Annotated in this window: 12 protein-coding genes; all 12 read right to left on the minus strand. The window is 71.0% G+C overall.

Translation table 11 applies throughout. The features are described 5' to 3' along the window. Positions 1–83: 83 nt before the first annotated feature. Positions 84–1,358, minus strand: coding sequence for an acetyl-CoA carboxylase biotin carboxylase subunit family protein (locus RIU97_RS10730; protein WP_404955603.1), 1,275 nt, complete (start codon positions 1,356–1,358; stop codon positions 84–86). A gap of 21 nt (positions 1,359–1,379) precedes the next feature. Next, the gene (locus RIU97_RS10735) at positions 1,380–2,693 is read right to left on the minus strand and encodes a hypothetical protein (RefSeq protein WP_404955605.1); all 1,314 of its coding nucleotides are present in this window, start codon (positions 2,691–2,693) and stop codon (positions 1,380–1,382) included. Positions 2,694–2,709: 16 nt separating this feature from the next. Then, positions 2,710–3,993 carry a serine--tRNA ligase gene (gene serS / locus RIU97_RS10740; RefSeq protein ID WP_404955607.1) on the minus strand — a complete coding sequence of 428 codons (1,284 nt, stop codon included), beginning with the start codon at positions 3,991–3,993 and terminating at the stop codon, positions 2,710–2,712. A gap of 85 nt (positions 3,994–4,078) precedes the next feature. Next, complete coding sequence (locus RIU97_RS10745; protein ID WP_404955609.1) at positions 4,079–6,160, minus strand: hypothetical protein; 2,082 nt, start codon at positions 6,158–6,160, stop codon at positions 4,079–4,081. Further along, positions 6,150–7,169, minus strand: coding sequence for a radical SAM protein (locus tag RIU97_RS10750; RefSeq protein WP_404955611.1), 1,020 nt, complete (start codon positions 7,167–7,169; stop codon positions 6,150–6,152). Before RIU97_RS10750 ends, RIU97_RS10745 begins: the two co-directional genes overlap by 11 nt. A 4-nt stretch (positions 7,170–7,173) precedes the next feature. Further along, a complete protein-coding gene (locus tag RIU97_RS10755; RefSeq protein ID WP_404955613.1) occupies positions 7,174–8,367 on the minus strand; it encodes a 1-aminocyclopropane-1-carboxylate deaminase/D-cysteine desulfhydrase in 1,194 nt (397 codons plus the stop codon). After that, positions 8,364–9,170 carry a class I SAM-dependent methyltransferase gene (locus RIU97_RS10760; RefSeq protein WP_404955615.1) on the minus strand — a complete coding sequence of 269 codons (807 nt, stop codon included), beginning with the start codon at positions 9,168–9,170 and terminating at the stop codon, positions 8,364–8,366. Before RIU97_RS10760 ends, RIU97_RS10755 begins: the two co-directional genes overlap by 4 nt. 3 nt (positions 9,171–9,173) lie before the next feature. Beyond that, positions 9,174–10,871 carry a carbamoyltransferase gene (locus RIU97_RS10765; protein ID WP_404955617.1) on the minus strand — a complete coding sequence of 566 codons (1,698 nt, stop codon included), beginning with the start codon at positions 10,869–10,871 and terminating at the stop codon, positions 9,174–9,176. Then, positions 10,868–12,274 (minus strand): hypothetical protein, encoded by a 1,407-nt coding sequence (locus RIU97_RS10770; RefSeq protein WP_404955619.1) that lies wholly within the window; start codon positions 12,272–12,274, stop codon positions 10,868–10,870. The genes RIU97_RS10765 and RIU97_RS10770 overlap by 4 nt, the downstream gene beginning before the upstream one ends. Continuing rightward, entirely contained in the window at positions 12,271–12,999 is a 729-nt protein-coding gene (locus RIU97_RS10775) for a deoxynucleoside kinase (RefSeq protein WP_404955621.1), read from the minus strand. The genes RIU97_RS10770 and RIU97_RS10775 overlap by 4 nt, the downstream gene beginning before the upstream one ends. Continuing rightward, complete coding sequence (locus tag RIU97_RS10780; RefSeq protein ID WP_404955623.1) at positions 12,996–13,949, minus strand: radical SAM protein; 954 nt, start codon at positions 13,947–13,949, stop codon at positions 12,996–12,998. Before RIU97_RS10780 ends, RIU97_RS10775 begins: the two co-directional genes overlap by 4 nt. 77 nt (positions 13,950–14,026) lie before the next feature. Beyond that, positions 14,027–15,928: an amino acid adenylation domain-containing protein gene (locus RIU97_RS10785; protein WP_404955625.1), complete on the minus strand. Its 1,902-nt coding sequence runs from the start codon at positions 15,926–15,928 to the stop codon at positions 14,027–14,029. Positions 15,929–16,170: the final 242 nt, after the last annotated feature.

A 16,170-nucleotide genomic window follows, 5' to 3' on the forward strand; every position in this document is an offset into this window, starting at 1 on the left:
CGACGTCGAAGAGCTGAGGTTCGTCCTCTTGGACGAGCTGGCGCACGAGGCGGTCACCGAGCGGGTCTGCTCCTCGTAGCGGGTCACGACCAGAACGTCTTCATCCGACGGTGGACGGCCTCCACCGTAGCTCTGAGCTCGGCGAATCCGTCCGCCGAGCCGTAGACCGTGCCGAGCAGCCACTCGGTGCCCGCCTTCCAGTCGGCACGCCAGGACCGGTCGATCCGGGCGTCCACCAGGTCGACCCCGGGGATGCCGTAGAGGTCGTCGATCAACTCGTCCCCGCCCGGTGCAAGGCCGTCGGACGGCGGGGAGAGGAAGTACTGGAATGCCACTCCTCGACAATCGGCTCCCAGATCGAGTACCACCTTCGGTGGATCGCAGTCGCCGAGCGCCAGCCCGATGGTGAGGTCCAGCAGATCGACCCCGGCTGCGCGGTTGAGGATGTCTGCGACGTGGCCGCCCAGCCGGCCGTTGACCTCGATCAGCCGCGGCCCGTGGGGGGTGAACTTGATCTCGGTGTGGGTCACGCCGTCGCAGATGCCCAGAGCCCTCAACGCCTGCTGTTCCAGCCGGAGGACCTGCTCCGTCAGACCGTCCGGGAGCAGAGCCGGGATGAAGTAGCCGGTCTCCCGGAACGGGAAGGCAAGCGGCAGCTTGCCCGTGACGGCGACGGTGTGGATCCGCCCGTCCGTGACCAGGGACTCGACCGACACGTAGTCGCCCCAGAACTCCCCTATCACGGTGGGGTCGCCGACCAGGTACTCCTCCAGCACGTAATCGTCGGGGAACTGGGATGCGCCGGTGAACTCTGCGTACCATCGGGCCAGTTCTTCGGAGTTGCGGACCATGCAGGTGTTCACGCTGCCGGCGCCGGAGCAGGGCTTGAGGACCGCGGGAACACCCGTCGCGGCCAGCGCGGGCCCGAGGTCGGCGGCGGATCGGATTCGCCGGCAGACGGTGGTTTGGACTCCGGCAGCTGCCAGCGCCGCACGCTGGCGAAACTTGTCGACCAGGACCTCCACGGTCCTGCGGTCGTGGAACGGCAGACCGCACCGCTCGGCAATGGCGGCGGCCGAGCGCAGCAGGGAGTCATTGAAGGTGATGACGCCCGAGGGCTCGAACTCAGCTGCCCGGTCGCACAGTTGTGCCTCGGACAGCCCCGCCGTGTCCACCACGGCGGTGCCCTCCGGTAGGCGGGCGAGATCCGCAGCCACCTTCGGATCGCTGCGGTCACCGAAGAAGACCACGGTGCAGCGCCGCCGGGCGGTGGTCAGCACGCCCAGCGCAGTTGCCGCACCGCGCCCGTAGACCGCGAGAAGCACCGGAAGCCGCTCGGCAACAGGGGGATGGTTCATGGCGTGGGCACCGTCCTCAGGTCAGCCGGCCGCGTTGGCGGTCTCGATCGCCTGCATGAGGTCCACCATCTCGCGCGGTGCACCCATGGCGGCCACCTCGGCGGCGCCGTAGCAGTAGCGCGGTGTGGACAGCGCCGACCGCAGCGCCGCCACCTCCTCGGCGATGTCCCGCGGATCACCCGACAACAGGGTGTCCAAGGCGCCGGCGAGCGTGCTCATCTCCGCAGCACCCGCGCCCAGCCGGGTCGCCTCCGCGACGGAGAGGCGGAACGCCGTGCCGTCCAGTCCGGGAAGGCCGCTGAGCTTGTTCACCATGAGGCCCTGCTCGAACATGCGGTCGGCGGCCCGATCGGGGTCGGTGCCTCGGCGGGCCCGCACCCACACCTGGTGACAGTCGGTAAAGGCGCGGTCGGACGCGGCCACCTCCAGTCCCCGGCGGTGCAGGTCCTGTGCCAGGGTCCGGGCGTTGTCCAGCACCGCCCGTGCGTACTCCGCGCCGCCGCACTGCCGCAGCTCCACGAGGGTCACCGCGAGTGACACCACCTCGCCCAGGTGGTGGTGGCTGACGAAGTCGCCCGCGATGCCGTCGATGCGCTCGGCGAGCCGGGGGTCGTTCGTGGCGAGGAATCCCTTGTGCGGGCCGGGCAGCGTCTTGTGGGTCGACCCACCGAAGGTGTGGGCGCCGCGCTCCAGCGGATTGGCCAGCGCTCCACCGAGTATCAGGCCGTTGGTGTGGCTGGAGTCGTAGTGGATCAAGGCAGCAGGAGCCAGCCGGTCGACCAGGTCGCGCACCGGCTTGGGGTCCAGCGGGAAGAGCTGGGTGGACTGGTCGACGTAGATGAGGTCCGGCGGGTCGGACCGCAGGAGCCCCTCCATGCGGTCCAGATCCAGGTCGTGGTGGTCGCGCATCGGCAGTGGCACCGTGCGGATCCCCAGGCGGGCGGCCACCGCGACGGTGCTCATGTGGCCGCCGCCGGCAACGGGGACCGTGTACATCGTGCCGCCCGGCGGGCAGAGGGCCGCCATCGCGACGGTCATGCAGTTGAGCCCGGATATGGGGCGTATGTCGACGTACGAGGCCTGGGCCGCCTCCCGCAGGAGCGGGGCGAGGACCTCCAGTTCGATCCGCCCGGGCTCCAGGCCGCCGTAGAAGCTCCAGGAGCCGAAGAGCCGCATGTGGTCGAAGAAGTAGCGCGAGTACACGTCGAGGGCGAGGGGCAACCGGGCCAGCGGCGACATCGTGTTCTCACTGGGGGTGAGGTTGAGTGACCGGCGGGCCCTTGTCTGGTGGTCGCCCAGGGCCCGCACCAGTATGCGCGCGCTCGTATCGTCCAAGGCCGTAGTCCTCATGTCAGCGGGGCGGGTGGATGACGTCGGTGCCGACCCAGGCCCGCAGCGGCTCCGGGACGGTGACAGAACCGTCGGGGCGCTGGTTCTGCTCCAGGATCGCGGGGAGCAGGCGGCTGGTCGCGAGGCCCGAGGCATTGAGCGTGTGAACGTAGGCCGTGGGACCGCCGGAGGCCGGGCGGTAGCGGATCTTTGCCCGGCGGGCCTGGTAGTCGCCGGCCCACGAGGCCGACGACACCTCCTTGTAAGAGGCGATGCTCGGGATCCAGACCTCGACGTCGTAGGTCATCCGCATCGTGGCGCTCGCGTCCCGGGCCGCCAGGAGCGTGGTCTGGTAGTGCAGGCCGAGCTTCTCGACGAGCATCTCCGTGCGCTGCACCAGTTCCCGGAACGCCTCCTCCGCCTGTTCGGGGGCGACGAACTGGAACATCTCCACCTTGTTGAACTGGTGGCCGCGGATGGTGCCGCGCTCCGAGCTGCGGTGGCTTCCCGATTCGCGCCGGTAGCTGGGCGTGTAAGCGAACGCCTTGAAGGGCAGCATGTCCGTCGGCAGGATCTCGTCGCGGTAGACGTTGAGGATCGCCGTCTCGGCCGTGGGCAGCAGGAAGGACTTGCGGCCGTCGTCGTTCGCCTGGATGTGGAAGACGTCGTCGTAGAACTTGGGGAACTGTCCGGCGGCGAAGCCCGACTCCTCGGTGAGCAAGTGCGGCGGCAGCATGAACGTATAGCCGGCCGCGTAGTGCTCGCGGTTGAAGAAGTCGATCAGCGCCCACTCCAGGGCGGCGCCCGCCCCGGTGTACAGCCAGTAGCCGTTGCCGCCCAGCTTGACACCGCGGGCGAAGTCGACCAGCCCGAGGCGGTTGCACAACTCGACGTGGTCCAGCGGGCTGTCGGCGGGGTCCGGCCGCTCGCCCCAGGTGCGTACGACCTGGTTGGCCTCCTTGCCGCCGGCCGGGATGCGCTCGTCGGGCAGGTTGGGCAACTCCATCAGCAGGTCCTGGAGCCGCCGCTCGACCGCTTCGAGCTCGGACTGCCTCCGCGCGATGTCGTCGCCGAGGGCTGCGGCGGCGCGCTGGACCTCGGCGGTGTCGGCGCCGGAGGCGCGCAGCCGGCCGATCTCCTTGGCCTGGCGCTTGCGCTCGGACCGTGCGGCCTCGACTTCCTGTACGAGTGCGCGGCGCTCCCGGTCGGCGGCGAGCACGGAGTCCAGGTCGACCTCGTCCATGCGCTTGAGGAGGGCCTTGCGCACGTTCTCGGCGTCCGTGCGGATGAGTTCGATATCGATCATGCTGATGACTTCCTGATGCGCTGCGGTGGGACGGTGCGGCAGGAGGGAATCAACTCACCCTCGGTGACGCCCGGATGATGTTGTGTCATGACGTTACACCGGGTGGCTCCTGACCATCGGACGGAAGAATCTGTAGTGGTCTCTTGACGGTGACGGCCTCCCCGCGGACGGCCACGGAGGCAACCAGGAAGTACAGCCCGGGCGGGCCGTCGGGCATCGTGACGGCGAAGCGCGGCTCGGACTCGGCCCCTCGGCCCGGATCGGCCGCCTCGCCCCGAAGGGGACGGACCGAGACCGCCATCGGCCAGGGGACCGCCTCCACCGCGATCCGCACGGCCCGGACTCCGCTCGGCGCAGGCGCTGCCGTGCGCAGCCGGTACTCCGCGCTCCGCCCGGCCGGCACGGCCAGCGGACCCAGCAGTGCAGGCACCTGCGGTGGCGCGGATCCGGGCCCGCCCGCAGCGTGGACGGGAGGACCGTCGTAGACGAGGTCGCAGGACCAGCACACGAGTGCATCACGGGCCCGGGACAGCGCGTCCAGCCGGAATCGCCGCCAGGTGGCGGGCGAACCGCAATAGGGGCACAGCTCGGTGGGCTCGCCCGGTTCGTTCGGCGTCACGTCGGCATCGAGGTGCAGCGCCGTCTGCATCGGCCCCAGGGCGGAGGTGAACGCGGCCAGCACATCCGCGAGGTCCTCGTGAAGCCGCTGCCAGCGCGACAGCTCCGCCGAGTACCAGGTCAGCCGCTCGTGCTCACGACCGCCGTCCACGACCGCCGCCGGACGGCCGGCGAGCAGGCGGGCGTTGCGCGAGAGCTGTTCGCCGAGGGCGTCGGCTACCTCCCGCGTCCGGCGCGCATCCGGGCCCCTCAACAGCTCGGCGGCGACCGCGACCAGTTTCCGGGAGGTGGCCAACGCGGGCGCCGCGGCCAGCAGTTCCTCCCGCAGGAGCGATGGCGCGTCCTCCGATCGCGGCACCGGCACGATGCGGGCGGCCGACAGGCCCCGGACCGCCACGGCAGCCCGGCCGGCCCCGCGCAGCGGCTGCACCCACACTCCTGGGTTCGAGGTTCCGGCCGGCTCGCCCACGACGACCGCGACGGCGTCATCAGGCACGTCGACAAGGGCGATCTCCGCCTGGTTCCCCGACAGTGCCAGCGGGTCACACGTATGCGGGAGCCGGGTCAGCGGGTCGCCCAGCAGCACCCACGGCGTGCTGCCCGCAGTGGCCAGGTTCGCGGCGTTCTCCGCGGCCGCGGCCCGGTGCAGTGGGGCCCCGCCGAGCAGGAGGCGCCACGCGTCCAGATGGGCGGCAGCCGTGCCCTCGGCGTCGCCGACGGTCGCCAGTACGGCTCCCGCGGAGGATCCGAGAACCGCCGCCGTGGCCAGACATGCCCCCGGCGCACCGAGCCCCAGACGCAGGCTGCGGCAGCTGTCCAGGAGCAGCACGTCCGCCCGGACCGATGCGACGTCGATCCGCTCGGGCTCCTGCGACGTGCCGGCGATCCCTCCTGCCCGCAGGCAGGGGCCGCCTTGCAGACAGGGATAGACGGCGTGGCCGCGCAGACTCGGCGAGCCCGCGGCCGGCGCCGAGCACAGCAGCCGCTCCCCGAGCCACATGTCGATGCCCTTGCCGTGACTGCTCAGCGCGACGAAGGCGTGCGGCCTCTTCAGGTGCCCGGGCAGGTCCGGAGCGGGTCCCGAGAGGAGCCGCAGCCCGTCTGCCGAGGCCTCGCGCACCGACCCGAGGACAGCCGAGGACCACACCAGTCCCGCTCGGGCGTCGCGGTAGCGATACGCCGCGGTCTTCGCTGCGTGCGCCACCGCCGTCTGCTCACCGCGCCAGCCCATGAGCCAGCCCAGACCCAGGCCCCGGCCATGGGCGCGGTGGACGGAGGAGGCGACGAAGCCCAGCGGAGCCGGCCCGACCGACAGGAGCGCGGTGGCGACGGCGGGGTCCGCCAGCAGGCGTCCGGCGTCGGCCAGGTCTGCCGCCCGGACGAGCGGCCGGCCGGTCATCTCGTGAAAGCGTTCCGCCGCCGCGACGCCTTCCGGTGTGCACAGCACGATGTCACTGCCGGTCGCCGGCCGCGGCCCGCCTGCGGAGGCGGCGGACGGGCTCGTGCTCGTGCCGGTGGCCGTGCTCGCGCGCGGGGGGTCAGCCGACATGGTTGACCGTCGGACAGACGCAGTACCGGCAGGTGGTGTCGGTCAGCACGTCCAGTTGACGGCGGAACTCCAGCGCCCGCGGCGAGTTGACGGCCTGCTCCAGCCCGCCGTGCTCGTGAACGGTGCCGTAGGCCGGCATCGGGAAGCAGGGCCGGACGGTGCCGTCGTACTCCAGGATCGCCGCACTCCACGGGGAGTTGCAGCGCACCTCGGGGAATTCGGCCTGCCCCGCCACGGCGCGGTTGTAGGACAGGAGCAGTCGGTCCAGTTCCTCGGGGGTGTCGCTGATGAAACCGGAGGCGAAGTCTTCTGCGTGATCGCGCCGGAGCGCCGCCAGTTCCCGTTCCAGCTCCGCCAGGTCCTCACCGACTATCGCCAGCGACTCCACGTAGGGGTCGTCGATCACGCCGAAGCGCCGGAATGCCTCCTCGTTGTGCAGGTCGGTGCTGGAGAAACTGATGCTGTGCAGTCCCAGATCCCGGGCCGCCTCGACGGTCTCCCTCAGGTGGCGGAAGTTGTGGCGGTGCACTGCGCAGCGGCCGTCCACTGCCAGGTCTGGGCGGATCTCGCGCAGTGCCCGCAGACCGCGGCGCAGCCGCTTGTAGGCGTCAGGGACGTCGCGCACCTTGTCGTGCACGTGCTGCGGACCGTCCAGGCTGACCCGGAAGGCGTCGCACTGCGCGGCCACGGCGGCGGCGTGCCGCTCCAGCAGCAGGCCGTTGCTGAGCAGCTCGACCTGGATGCCGTGCTCGCGGATCACCTCCGTGATCCGCCACACATCGGGGTGCATGAGTGGTTCGCCGCACACCACCACCTTCGACAGGGACAGCGCTTGCCATTGGGGGACCCAGGCACGGATCTCCTCGACCGTGAGGTGGCGGCCGGGCTTCTCCCGCCAGATGTCGCACATCCGGCAGCGCGAGTTGCAGCCGCTGTTGATCCACAGGAAGAGCCTGTGCAGGGCGGTGACGGGCGAGTCGGACGGCGGCGGGGTCCGGCGGGGGGCCACGTGATCACACTCCTGTCTGTCGGTGGTCGCCGAACGCGGCGGCGGGGGTGGTGGGGGCAGTGGTGGCGGTGGCCGATGCGGGCGGCGCCAGGTACGGGGAGAACCGCTCCCGGCACCACCTCCGGAGGGCGGGCGAAGCGCCGAACAGCCCCAGGGAACCGCCGGTGTGTACGAGGACGGCCTGTGCAGTGCGGGGTATCCCCCCGCTTCCGACGAGGCCGCGCAGGCCGAGGAACGCCTTGAGCATGTAGGTGGGGTCGAGCAGGAGCCCGTAGTCGCCCACGGCTTCAGCCATGGCCGACAACTCGGGGTCGGCCGGACGGTCGTACCCGTCCGCGAGCCACCGGTCGTGCACCAGCACGGGGGTGGCGGCGGGGTCTGCCAGGTCCGGGCGGTTCAACCGGCGTGCGGCCTCTTGCCGCAGCGCATCGATCTCCTCCTGCACCGACGCCTTGCCGCCGCCGATGCACACACCGTGCACCTGCCAGCGCAGTCCCAGCATCCGGGCAGCCAGGGCGAGGCCCAGACAGGTGGCCCCCGACCCGGCCGGCGCGACGACATGCACCTCGCGCTGCTCGCGGGCCGAGGTCTGCCGCCGGACGCCGTCTCCCGCGGTAGCGCCGCCATCGCCGGTGTCGAGCTGGCCGGCCAGCTCCAGGCCGAGGCCCACGCTCCCGAGCAGCCCGGGCCAGGTGGTGATGCCCGGCGGGATCGCATAGGGCCGAAGGCCGCGGGCCGCCGCCTTGTCGCAGGCGTCGGCGAGCAGCTCGGCGTTGCGGGACCACGGTGTCCGCTCGTGCCACACCACCTCGCTCGCGAGCATCAGAGCCAGCAGGTAGCTGCCCTGCGGGTGGGACGGCCGGCGCTGCTCGTCACCGCTGTAGACCAGCACCGACTCCAGGCCGTGTCTCCGGGCGGCCGCGGCTACGGCTACGCACTGCCCGGAGGGGAGGCTTCCTCCGGTGACCAGGGCGGTGGCCCCCTGCCGCAGCGCGTCGGCGACCACGTAGTCGAGCTTGCGGACCTTGTGGCCCCCGCCGAGATCGTCCAGCAGGTCCTCGCGTTTGAGCAGCACCTCAAGGCCCAGGCGTGCCGAGATGTCAGGCCGGACCTCCAGGGGTGTGGGTGTCCGTCCGTCCCCCAGGGGCAGGGGCAGATCGACGTGTGGCAGCAGTCGGGCCAGCTGATGGTGGGTCACGGTGTCTTCCTCGTGGCGGTGATCGCGTACATGTACGGCAGCCGGCCCGGTGCGGAACCGTCCGACCACAGCCCGTCGACGCAGGTGTCCAGCTCGTCGAACAGCCGGTACGAGCAGTACGGGTACTCGCGCAGCGCGGTCACCCGCATGCCGGCCGTGACCAGCGCCTCGACCACCGACCCCACCGGATGCTGCCAGCGGTACTCGCGGTAGCGGATGGGCGCCGACGGGTCGGTGTAGGTGCCCTCGGTCCAGACCGCCTGCGGGGGCGCGCCGGGGAAGTAGCCACCCGCTCCGCTCAGCCTTCCCGGATGCAGCGCCTCCAGCAAGGGATGGAACTCGACCAGGACGAGGCGACCGCCCGGCCGCAGCGTGCGGTGCACGGCGCGCGCCCACCGGTCGAGGTCGTCGAGCCAGCACAGCACCCCATACGTGGTGACGGCCAGGTCGTATGGTTCGCGGGGCGCGTCCAGCTCCAGCACGTCGGCGCACTCGAACCGGGCCTCCAGGCCTGTCTCCGCGGCCAGTGCGCGGGCCGCGCTGACGGCGGCCGGGGAGAAGTCGATGCCGGTGGCATCCGCCCCCAGCCGGGCCCAGGACAGGGTGTCGAGGCCAAAGTGGCACTGCAGATGCAGCAGCCGCACCCCGCGTACGTCGCCGGCGAGCGCGAGTTCCGGCGGTTTGAGGGTGGACTGTCCGCCTCGCAGTCGGTCCACCGGGTAGAAGTCCGACCGCAGGTGCACGGAGGTCCTCAGGTCCCAGGCAGCCCGGTTGACCACCATGGGAGTGCTCTCGGTGGTCACGGGTCACACGTCCTTCTCATGGAAGAACCCGCCGATGGCGATGCAGTCGATGCCGGAGGTGAAGAAGCAGGCCAGGGCCTCCTGGGGGCTCTCCACGATGGGCTTGCCCCGCACGTTGAACGAGGTGTTGATCAGCACCGGGCTGCCGGTCCGGGCGCCGAACTCCCGCAGCAGCACGTCGAGGAAGGGACTGCTCTGCGCGGAGACGACCTGTACCCGCGCCGTGCCGTCGGCGTGCACGGCCGCGGGGATGCGCTCGCGTGCCGCAGGCCGAACGGTGCTGGTGAAGAGCATGTACGGATTGCGGTGGCCGTCGAAGAACTCGTCGAAGGCGTTCTCCGGCACGATCGGCGCCACCGGACGGAAGTCCTCCCGGCCCTTGATCCTGTTCAGGCGGTCGCGCATGTCGGGCACGGCGGCGTCGGCCAGCAGGCTGCGGTTGCCCAGGGCCCGGGGGCCGAACTCCATCCGGCCGCGGAAGACGGCCGCGATGCGGCCCCTGGCGAGCCGGTCGCCCAGCCGTCCCGCCATCTCGTGCTCCGGTAGCCGTTCGGGCTTCACTCCTGCCATGGCGAACGCGGCCTCCACCGCGTCGTCGTCGTACTCGGTGCCCAGGAAGTAGGAGGGCACCGACACCTGCGTGCTGCCGCCGCGCCGAATGGTGCTGAGCGCCGCTGCACCGACCGCGGTGCCGGCGTCGCTGGCGGCCGGCTGTACGAAGATGTCGTCGAAGAGTCCGAGCCGGGCGATCCGACCGTTGGCCACGCAGTTCAGGAACGTTCCGCCGGCCAGGCACAGCTTGCGCAGTCCGGTGGTCTTCGCGTAATGCGCGATCACGTGCTCCAGCGCCTCCTCCAGGCGCCGTTGGGCCGAGGCAGCGAGGTCCTTGTGGACCTGCTCCAGGGGTGCACCGGGGACCCGGGCGGCGGTGACGAGCCGGCCCAGCGCCCGCAGCCGGCGCACGTCGACGCGGTAGCGACCCCCGGGCAGGAGCACCACGATGCGCCGGAACTCCGTGCTGAAGCGTGGTTCGCCGTAGGCAGCCAGTCCCATCACCTTGAACTCGTCGGAGAACGGCTCGAATCCGAGGTGTTGGGTGACCAACGAGTAGAAGATGCCGAGTGAGTCGGGGACGGTCTCCTGCGCAACCGGGACCAGTCTCCGGCCGCGGCCCGCGAAGACCGAGGTGCATGCGTTCTCCCCGGCTCCGTCGCACACCACCGTCAGCGCCTCGTCCCAGCCGGAGCAGAAGAACGCGGAGGCGGCGTGGCTCAGATGGTGCGGCCACTCCCGGAAGGGCACGCGGCGAGCGTCCTGCGGGCGAATCCGGTGCCGGTAGCGCTGTGGCACGTCATAGCCCGAGCGCAACGACTCGGCGAGGTTGGCGAGGTTGGCGAAGGCGTTCAGTTCCTCTCGCAGCGACGACAGCCGTCGCCCCGTCAGACAGCCCCGCAGACTGCGCAGATGGGACCACCGATGGTACGAGTAGGCGATCTCGTCGACGTCTGAGAGCCGCAGGTCCGCGTGGTCCAGGGCCCGGTAGACCGCGTCGATCGGGAAGTAGCTGCGGTACGGACTGTACCGGCGACCGTGCTTGATACCGGTGAACCGCTCGTCCTCCGCGGCGAAGAGCAGCCGGCCGTCCTGCAGCAGCGCTGCCGAAGGGTGCTCGAAGTAGCTGTTGACTCCCAGGACGATCACGCGACCGCCTCCTTCTCCTCGTCGTGGCCCTCGTAGCGGTCGAGCGCCTTCTCCAGGTAGCGCGCACTGGGCAGGGCGCCGATCGTGCGGCCCAGCGGTTCATCCAGCACGGCCCGTTCGAGAGCGGTCAGGTCGGAGCGCGGCGACAGTGCGGAGAGTGCACCGGCGGCCTCTCCGGTCATGTCGACCAGTGGCATGCCACCGAGCCGGCTCAGCCCGGGAGCGCTGATCGTGGCCACGTCCGCGGGGTCGAGGAAGGGCTGTCGGCGGTGGGTCTCCAGCAGCATGCGCACGTAGAGCCGGACGTAGTCCTGCTGGCTGGTGCCGCCCACCGCCACGATGCCCGGCAGGATGCAGCGCACCAGGTACGCCAGCACGCGGTCGGCCTGCAGCAGTCCGGCCCGCAGCGCCGCCGCGACCGGTTCCGGCTCGAACGGAACGGGGACCGGCCGACCGCCGGCTTCACGTACCCGCGCGGCTCCTCCGGCGCCCTCGTGCACCAGCACGGGCTGCAACCGGGACCCGCGCCGGACCCAGAAGAAGTCCGGGGCTGCCCTGCTGACGGCCAGGTTGCTGCGGTCCGCCACCAGCTCGCGCTTCACGGCCAGGAAGGTGCTGCGCACCGCCGGGTCGAACACCAGCCGCCGGACCGGGCTGGACGGGTCGAGCAGGTGTTCCGCGACGCAGGCCGCTGCCGTCGACTCGTCCAGCGCGATGCGCCGCACCGGTCCGGACAGCGGCAGCTGCGACCAGATCTCCTCGTTGCACACCCGATAAGCCTCCGCCGCGTCCTGCCAGGTGCGCCCAACCAGCCGGCGCAGCACAGGGTCCTCTTCGGCACACGGCCCCGGCCCCTGGACCAGCTCCAGCGTCATCTCCAACGGACCGGGCAGGGAGCAGAAGGAGGAGTCTTTCAACAGCCGTTTGGAGAACGGAAAGACCTTGTACAGAGACCCCCGGGTGCGCAGGAACACTGGCCCGCTCACCGGGACCCTGCGTGACAGGCAGCTGACGGTGGAGCACTGGGTGACCACCATCAGCCGGTGGCCCGCCTCCCGGTGGGCCACGTGGAAGAGGAAGGTGTTGAGGAACGTCTCCACGTCGAGGAGCAGGTTGGAGTGGCTGGCGGCCTCCATCACCGGTACGCGCAGCAGGTGGTCGCCCACCGCCTCTGCATCGGTGACGCCCCGCCCCCGCAACCACCTGGTCACGGTGGTCGCGAACCGCCGACGGTGCGGGTTGCCCCCGTCGGCCGCGGGCGCCGACGGGACCAGCGTGCCCAGATACGCCCGCAAGGGCAGGTCCAGGGAAGCCGCCAATTGCTGTCCGAGGTCCGACCCGGCCGCTGCCAGACGCCTGACGAACGGCTCCGCGGGATAGTCGGTGGCGAGGGTGGCGCTCATCGGCTGCGCAGACCCCGCTTCTCGCGGATCGCGGTGAGGACCTCCGGCACGGCCGACCCGGCCGGTGCCTCCGGGTCCACCTCCAGCAGCGAGACCCTGGCGAACTCGGGATCGTTCGCGCGGCGCTCGCGGAATTGCGCGTGCAGGTCTTCGTACATCTCGTGCCAGCGCTCGACCCAGCCGCGCTTGGCTGCCTCGTCGGGGAACTCACGAGGCCGCTCACCGGCTTCTTCGGCCGCCGCCAGACGCTTCAGCGACACCTCCGCGGGCGGGTTCATGAGGACGAGTACGTCGGGGGCGGGGATGCGGGCGTGCAGCACGTGGGCCAGCCCGCGGTAGGCGGCGAACTGGTCCGCGGCAATGTTCCCCGCTGCGGCGTGCTCGCGGACGAAGAGGATGTCGTCCAGGTGCGAGCGCTCCATCACGACGGTCCGGCCGAGAGCCAGGTTCCGCAGCAGCACCATGTGGCGTTCCAGCATGAAGCTGAGCTGGATGGGGAAGGCGAATTCGCTGCTGCGGGAGAACATCAGCGGCAGGAAGCGGTGGTGGAACGCCCGCTCTGAGACGCCGATCGCCGGCACACCGTCCGCGTCGAGCTCCCGGCGCAGCTGCTCCACGAGTGTCGACTTCCCGCCGGAGGTGTTGCCGGACACGGCCACGTACAGGCCACGGCCCGTCCTGGCCACGGGCGTGGTGATGTCGTAGGCGTCGGGCGCGGCGGTCACCACTGGTAGTCCAGGGCGAGCAGGGCCGCTTCGGTCAGCGCCGTGTCGATGTTCTCCAGGTCCAGCGGGGCATCCCACTGCCGGGTGGCCAGGCACGGCCGGAGCACCAGGTCGGCGCCCAGCCGCAGCGAGTGCGACTGCTCCTTGCACCGTGCCAGATCGCTGCAGGTCGCGCAGCGGATCCCGGACGGCGGGCGGAATCCGCGCAGCAGCACCTCGCCTGCGCTGCGGCCCTCGTTCTCGGAGTTCACCCGGGCGACCAGCGCTTCCAGCTCGGTGAGCGGATAGCTGTCCTCGCGCACCTCGCCCTCCGGGAGGACCGAGAACACCTTGATGTCCACGCCCCGGCGGGTCAGCAGGTACAGGAAGTCCTCCGTCCGGTCCAGCGCGTCGGCCGGTACGGGCAGGTTCAGCCGCAGGGTGAAGAGGCCCGATGCGGCGCGATCCACGGTGGGCATCAGCCACGGCGGGATCCCCCAGCGGTCGGCGCTCCCCGCCTCCTCCAGGGGCTCGGTCTGGAGCGAGACGTGCATGCGGGAGAGCCCCGCGTCCAGCAGGCCCTCCAGCCGCTGCGGCAGGTACGTGCCGTTGGTCGTGACGCCCACGTCGTCCACGTACTCACGGGCCATCCGTACGAACTCCGGGATGTCCGCCCGTAGCAGCGGCTCGCCGCCGGTGAGCTGCACCCGGGTGAAACCGGCCCGGGTGGCGGCGGCGATGGCGTCGCGCGCGGTGTCCAGGGTGAGCTTGCCGCTGGTCGGCGCACCCTCGTTGTGGCAGAAGGTGCAGGAGAGGTTGCAGGTGCCGACGACGGAGACCCGGAAGTACAGCTCTCGCTCACGTATCGCGTCCGGGAGTGTCTGCCCTTGCTCGTGCAGTCGGTTCCTGATCTGCCCGAGTACGTCCTCTCTGCGGCCCGGTATGTGCAACTGACCCAGCATCACGGACATGCTTGAGCTCCTTTGAGGGTTCTTGGAATGGGTTCAGGGCGCCACGGCAGGCAGCCGGTGGTCGGACGCTCGTGTGGTCAGGCGTCGCGGTCGAGCGCCGTCGCCAGACTGGCGACGGTCGGGTACGTGTACAGGACGGTCACCTCGATGTCGCGCCCGAGCTCCCGCTCGAGAGCGCGGATGGTCCGCAGGGCGGTAAAGGAGTCGCCGCCGAGGTCGAAGAAGTCGTCGTCCGGGCCGATCAGGTCGACCCGCAGGGCCGACTGCCAGATGGCGGTGACCACGGTCTCGGTCGCACGCGCGCCCCCAGCGTGTTCCGATGTGCCCTCGGCGGCCTCTTCCCGCGGCTCGGCCACGGTGGCCGACAGCCGCTCTGCGAGGGCTTTCTGGTCGAGCTTTCCGCTCGTGTTCAGCGGCAGATCGGTGACCGGGGCCAGCACCGCCGGGCGGAGGTAGCCCGGGAGGGTGTCGCTCAGCAGGGCACTCACCCGCTCCACGACCTTTCGGGGGTCGGCATCGGGGCTCATCACCAGTCCCGCGGCCAGCACGGTGGCCGTCCCGCGGTCCAGCGGCACGACTGCGACCTGACGCACCGCCGGGTCCCGGGCGATGACCTGCTCCACTTCACCCGGCTCGATGCGATGTCCCCGGATCTTGATCTGCCGGTCGGCACGTCCCACGTACGCGTACGCGCCGTCCGGCTCCCGGCGCACCAGGTCACCGGTGCGGTAGACGCGGCCGCGGTACCGACCGAGCCCGTCCAGGAAGGCGGCCGCGGTCAGTTCGGGACGTCGCCAGTACCCGCGGCCGACCCCCGCTCCGCCGATGTACAGCTCCCCCGGTTCACCCTCCGGGACCAACTCCCCGTCGGGGCCGACGACGAACAGGTCGGTTTCGGCGACGGGTTCGCCGATGAGGATCTCGTCCGGCTCCGGATCCCGCGGGCACTCCCAGGCCGTCGCGTAGATCGAGCACTCACTGGGTCCGTACAAGTTGAACAGGCGGGCCGAGGACCGGGCATGGAAGCGCCGGACAAGGTCGGGGGCCAGTCGCTCGCCGCCGGCCAGGACCAGCCGAAGCCCGTCGTAGCGTTCGTTCGGCAGCCGGCCGAGCAAGAAGAGGTCGAGGAGGGACGGCACCATCTGCATCACTGTCACTTGCCGGTTCGCCACCACCGCGGCCAGTCGGTCCGGATCGCGCCGCGTCCCGGCTTCCGGGACGACGAGCTGGGCGCCGGCCGTCAGCGGCCAGTAGACCTCCCCGATGCTGGCGTCGAAACTGCAGCTGCTGCTGTAGAGGACCCGGTCGTCCGGCGTCAGTCGGAACGCCTCCTGGAGCCAGGACAGCCGCCCCGTGATGCCCCGGTGCGTGATCTCGACGGCCTTCGGTTCGCCTGTGGTGCCGGAGGTGTAGACGCAGTAGGCCACGTCCTCGGGGCCGACGCGGCCGGCCGGGCCGGCCGGGGGAACGACGGTGGTGCCCGGCTGCCCGCGTTCGGCCGTGGCAGGCGGTCCCGCCAGGGCTCCGTACCCGTCGACCAGCAGCCGGCGCACGCCCGGCGCCACGGCGCAGTCCGAGTCGGTCGCCCGGTCCGTCACCAGGAGATCGGCTTCGAAGTCGGTCAGCAGCGCATCGGTGCGGTCGGCCGGATCGGCCACGTCGACCGCGAGTTGCACCGCTTGCGACAGGGCGACGCCGACCAGTGCCACGACCTGGGCCTGCCCGCGGGGCAGCCGGACCGCGACGCGTCGGCCGGGTTGGGTGCGATCGTCGATCGCCAGGGCGATGCGGCGGGCGAGCCCGCTCAGCTCGCGATACGTCAAGGTCCCCGAGGCGGTGACCAGGGCGACGCGGTCGGGTGTCGATTCGGCCTGTTCAAGGAGCAGTTCGCCGAGTACGCGTGGACCGGCGCGGTGCTTGTGGTGCTCGTGGTGGTTCTCGGTGCCCTCACCGGCCCGAGTACCTAAGGGTCTGTTCAAGCGTGCGACTCCTTGCGCGATGGCGGCTCACTGTCGCTGGGGAGTGGTCCCTTGCGCAGGACCGACTACACGTCAGGGCAGGCGCAGGGAGCCGTGGTTCGGTTTCGCTTCCGAGGCGGGACATTAGCATCACATGTGACATTGCACAGCTGTTTAATCTTGCGCCCCAATGGTAGTAGCGTCACATGTGAAATGGCACTACCGTCTCGGATGCCCCGGACCGGCGAGGGCGTGAACAGCCT

Source organism: Streptomyces sp. 147326 (genome assembly GCF_045000215.1).
GTDB lineage: Bacteria > Actinomycetota > Actinomycetes > Streptomycetales > Streptomycetaceae > Streptomyces.

What these genes read in the sequence shown, in the direction of transcription:
- RIU97_RS10730 (WP_404955603.1), bottom strand. Translation starts at nt 1,358, where the DNA reads ATGAACCATCCCCCTGTTGCCGAGCGGCTTCCGGTGCTTCTCGCGGTC.
- serS (WP_404955607.1), bottom strand. Translation starts at nt 3,993, where the DNA reads ATGATCGATATCGAACTCATCCGCACGGACGCCGAGAACGTGCGCAAG.
- RIU97_RS10745 (WP_404955609.1), bottom strand. Translation starts at nt 6,160, where the DNA reads ATGTCGGCTGACCCCCCGCGCGCGAGCACGGCCACCGGCACGAGCACG.
- RIU97_RS10770 (WP_404955619.1), bottom strand. Translation starts at nt 12,274, where the DNA reads ATGAGCGCCACCCTCGCCACCGACTATCCCGCGGAGCCGTTCGTCAGG.
- RIU97_RS10780 (WP_404955623.1), bottom strand. Translation starts at nt 13,949, where the DNA reads ATGTCCGTGATGCTGGGTCAGTTGCACATACCGGGCCGCAGAGAGGAC.